General features: G+C 37.2%; 3 protein-coding genes and 4 tRNA genes. 1 reads left to right on the top strand and 6 read right to left on the bottom strand.

The window, feature by feature from the left end:
* Nucleotides 1-122: 122 nt before the first annotated feature.
* From ACNARN_RS18475 to ACNARN_RS18460, 4 genes are all read right to left on the bottom strand, one after another.
* Nucleotides 123-198, bottom strand: a tRNA-Thr gene (locus tag ACNARN_RS18475).
* Between the two features lie 5 nt (nucleotides 199-203).
* Nucleotides 204-278, bottom strand: a tRNA-Gly gene (locus ACNARN_RS18470).
* 82 nt (nucleotides 279-360) lie between these two features.
* Nucleotides 361-445: transfer RNA gene (locus ACNARN_RS18465), tRNA-Tyr, on the bottom strand.
* 15 nt (nucleotides 446-460) lie between these two features.
* Nucleotides 461-536: transfer RNA gene (locus ACNARN_RS18460), tRNA-Thr, on the bottom strand.
* Nucleotides 537-974: 438 nt separating this feature from the next.
* Between ACNARN_RS18460 and coaA the strand changes: the two genes are divergently transcribed.
* The gene (coaA, locus tag ACNARN_RS18455) at nucleotides 975-1,922 is read left to right on the top strand and encodes a type I pantothenate kinase (protein ID WP_088494065.1); all 948 of its coding nucleotides are present in this window, start codon (nucleotides 975-977) and stop codon (nucleotides 1,920-1,922) included.
* Between the two features lie 131 nt (nucleotides 1,923-2,053).
* On the opposite strand, the gene birA is transcribed toward coaA, so the two are convergent.
* Nucleotides 2,054-3,016, bottom strand: a complete 963-nt coding sequence (gene birA / locus ACNARN_RS18450) for a bifunctional biotin--[acetyl-CoA-carboxylase] ligase/biotin operon repressor BirA (RefSeq protein ID WP_416304807.1) — start codon at nucleotides 3,014-3,016, stop codon at nucleotides 2,054-2,056.
* Nucleotides 3,013-4,047, bottom strand: a complete 1,035-nt coding sequence (gene murB / locus ACNARN_RS18445; protein WP_198626674.1) for a UDP-N-acetylmuramate dehydrogenase — start codon at nucleotides 4,045-4,047, stop codon at nucleotides 3,013-3,015. Before murB ends, birA begins: the two co-directional genes overlap by 4 nt.
* Nucleotides 4,048-4,164: the final 117 nt, after the last annotated feature.

Raw genomic sequence — 4,164 nt, 5'->3', positions numbered from 1 at the left:
TTTAAATTGTCCCTCTAAGACACGGAATCGGTGGTTACACCACATCAACCAAGCAGTAAGTAAATTAGCGATTTGCTAGTGCTTGTTAAGATTTTAATCAGGGAGGCAAGAACATGAAGGAGTGGTGCTGATAGGCAGATTCGAACTGCCGACCTCACCCTTACCAAGGGTGCGCTCTACCAACTGAGCTATATCAGCACATCTGGAGCGGGCAGCGGGAATCGAACCCGCATCATCAGCTTGGAAGGCTGAGGTAATAGCCATTATACGATGCCCGCAGAACTCGGCTACCTGACTTAAAATCAGCTTTGTATTCTACTTAAGTGTTTACTAATTGAAAACACTTAAGTTAGGAATTAATGGTGGTGGGAGAAGGATTCGAACCTTCGAAGTCTGTGACGGCAGATTTACAGTCTGCTCCCTTTGGCCGCTTGGGTATCCCACCAAACCTAATTTTTAATGGTGCCGGCACCAAGAGTCGAACTCGGGACCTACTGATTACAAGTCAGTTGCTCTACCAACTGAGCTATGCCGGCTAAGTGGTGCGCATTCTAGGAGGACTTTCATCATGATGCAACAAAAAAATTGCGATATTTGTTCTTTTGCTTAGATTTTGTTCATTTTTGATTGGATTGTTGATTTTTTAGGAAAAAAACGACCAAAATGCCAACAAAAATTCATAATAGATTAGCAAGCTAATTTATCTATCCAGCCCCAAATTTATTAACCATCAATAAATTTTTAGAAAAAAGATTGATTGCGCCCTTGTTAGTCTACGCTAAAAAATTATTTTCATGACTATTTTTTATACTTTTTTTACAGATTTATTCAGTTCGTGTCAAAAAAAGTAGAAAAAATTTAAAAAATATCTACGCCTAAGAGTCATCACTCGTTATGATGCTGTTTATTTTTTATCGGATACGGGTGTTTTAAACAGCCTGTCCAACCTGCGAATACTAGGCAGATGTTGGCTTATGAATAACAAAGAACGCTTTATAACCCCTTATTTAGAATTTGACAGAAAGCACTGGGCAACGTTAAGAGATTCCGTTCCTTTAACGTTAACCGAAAAAGAGATTGCTGATTTAAAAGGGATTAACGAAGAAATTTCTATTGATGATGTAATTGAGATTTATCTTCCTCTTTCAAGATTGCTCAATTTTTACATAAGTTCTAACTTACGTCGTCAAGCCGTCTTAGAGCAGTTTCTTGGAACAAGAAGCGCCAAAATCCCCTACATTATTGGTATAGCGGGTAGCGTTGCTGTTGGCAAAAGTACCACAGCTCGTTTGCTACAAGCACTTTTAACCCGTTGGCCAGAACATCGTAAAGTTGATTTAATTACTACTGACGGCTTTCTTTTACCTAATGCAGAGTTAAAGAAACGCGGAATAATGAAAAAAAAAGGATTTCCTGAATCCTATGATATGCATAGTCTTGTCTCCTTCGTTTCTGATATAAAATCAGGCAAGAAACAAGTAACAGCCCCTGTCTATTCTCATTTAGTGTATGACATCATTCCAGATAAAAAACAGGTTATTGAACAACCTGATATTTTGATCCTTGAAGGATTGAATGTATTACAGAGCAATCAGGATTATCCTCATGACCCACATAATGTTTTCGTATCAGATTATGTAGATTTCTCCATTTATGTTGATGCTGAAGAAGAATTACTAAAACACTGGTATATCAGTCGCTTTTTAAAATTTAGAGAAGGTGCGTTTACTGATCCTGAATCGTATTTTAATAATTACTCTAAATTAAGCAGAGAAGAGTCTATTGAAATAGCGTCTTCAATTTGGCAAGAAATTAATGGTTTGAATTTGAAACAAAACATTCTGCCTACGAAAGAAAGAGCGAGTCTTATTCTAACCAAAGGCCAAAATCATACGATCACCAATGTTAGATTACGTAAATAAATCTAAACAATTATCAGTGTTTTATCTACGTATTATTATGTTTTAGTTATTAAAAAATAGTATTGAGAAATAAAAAGCTTTCCAGTTTAGGAAAGCTTTTTATTTTTAGATGTTCGATGCAATTTAAGGTATTACGACGCACTTCTCAGTGAAATCTCACCACCTATATAAGGTATGATTTTCCCATCTTGTTCTAAAAGTAGAGCACCTTGATCATTGATACCTTTGGCAATACCAAAGATCTCTTTTTCACCAATAATAAGCTTCACTCGGCGATCCATAAAATTATCTAAACATTTCCAACGCTCGATAAACACAGATAACCCTTGTTTTTCAAATTGAACAAATGCATCTCTTAATGCATTTGTAATTTCACAAGCAAGTTCATTTCTGTCAATTTTAATACCAACTTGCTCTAAATTAATCCATTGTTGGTTAATGGCTTCATTTTGATTTTTACTCATCGCGATATTGATACCAATACCTGTGACAATATGAGCAACATCACCTGTTTTTCCTGTTAGCTCAACAAGAATGCCTGAAAGCTTTTTATCATTTAAATAGAGATCGTTAGGCCATTTAACTTTAACGCCATCTGCGCCAAGTTTTTGCAAAACTTCAGCCATAATAACACCGACAACTAAACTCAATCCTATTGCAGCAGCAGGTCCTTGATCGAGTTTCCAATACATACTCAAGTATAAATTTCGACCAAAAGGCGAGATCCATTGACGCCCTCTTCTACCTCGTCCAGCAGACTGATATTCAGCAATACAGACATCACCCGATTTTAATTCGCTAATACGTTGGATTAAGTATTGGTTTGTAGAATCTATAACAGGAATAACGCTTGCAGGTTCACCTTTGATGTTCTTGTTTACACTATTCACATTTAACAAATTCATAGGGGCATCTAGTTGATAACCTTTTCCTGCGACAGTTTGAACATCAATACCCCAACTGCGTAATGTCTGAATATGTTTATTAATGCCTGCGCGTGTCATTCCTAAGCTTTCGCCTAGTTGCTCCCCTGAATGGATATTTCCGTCAGCAAGGAGCTCAATTAATAATAAAGGAGTAGGTGTTTCTTTCATGAAATAGCATCCACTGCATTGATTTCGCCATGTTGACCAATAAAGCGAACTTCTGGCTCTAATTGTACGCCGAAGCGCTCGAAGACTTTTTGGCGTATATATGCCGCTAAATTAACAATGTCTTTGCCTGTAGCTAAACCGTCTTTGTTGATGAGAACAAGTGCTTGCTTCATATGAACAGCCGCACCACCAATCTGATGGCCTTTAAGGCCACATTGATCAATTAGCCAACCCGCAGCAAGTTTTACACCATCTTGTTGAACATATTGAGGACAGAAGGGATATTCTGCTTTTAAATGTTGTGCAATACGAATATCAACAATTGGATTCTTGAAAAAGCTGCCTGCATTGCCTGTTATGGTAGGATCGGGTAGTTTACTCGTTCTCATAGCACACACAGATCCAAACACATCTTTTGGCGTTACCGTTTCTAATGATAATTTTGATAGATCACCATAGGTAAGGATAGGCTCCCATTTTTTACTAAGCTGTAAGCCAACAGCAATAATCGCAAAGCCTTGCTGGTAATGATGTTTAAAAATACTATCACGATAACCAAATTGGCACGCTTCATTTGTCAATCGACTAACATGCCCAGTACTTAATTCAATAATATCCACATAAGCACAAATATCTTTTAATTCTTTGCCATAAGCGCCGATATTTTGTATTGGTGCTGAGCCCACATTTCCTGGGATCAGCGCTAAATTTTCCAGTCCATAGATATTTTTTTCTAACAGATATTCAATAAGTGCATGCCAGTTTTCGCCGGCACCAACATGGACAGACCAATATTGTTCATCCTCAGTAATTCCAATACCAGCAATACAGTTGCGAATAACAATACCATTAAAATCTTCTGTAAATAATACGTTGCTACCGCCACCTAGAATAAGAGTTGGCAATTTCTGCTCATGGGCATTTTGCCAATATGTACAAAGCTCATCTTTATTATTTGCAGTTTTTATTTGGTGAGCTTTTGCTCTCAAACCAAATGTATTAAATGCTTGCAATGAAACCGATTCTTTCATGAAAGTCTACCTCATTTAGCTGATGGCTTAGTTTAACAGCCAAGCATCGTCGAGGATAGCAAAGTGATAGGTGATTAGTTTGGAGATATTACATCTGCATTTCAGATGTCTTAGAAT

Source organism: Proteus sp. TSJ240517 (assembly GCF_047921575.1).
In the GTDB taxonomy this organism is placed as follows: domain Bacteria; phylum Pseudomonadota; class Gammaproteobacteria; order Enterobacterales; family Enterobacteriaceae; genus Proteus.
Note: the sequence above shows the minus strand (reverse complement) of the source record. Positions and strands in the feature narration are given on the sequence as shown.

Excerpts from the sequence above, each read along its gene's own strand:
- murB (WP_198626674.1), bottom strand. The coding sequence starts at position 4,047 with ATGAAAGAATCGGTTTCATTGCAAGCATTTAATACATTTGGTTTGAGA.
- birA (WP_416304807.1), bottom strand. The coding sequence starts at position 3,016 with ATGAAAGAAACACCTACTCCTTTATTATTAATTGAGCTCCTTGCTGAC.
- coaA (WP_088494065.1), top strand. The coding sequence starts at position 975 with ATGAATAACAAAGAACGCTTTATAACCCCTTATTTAGAATTTGACAGA.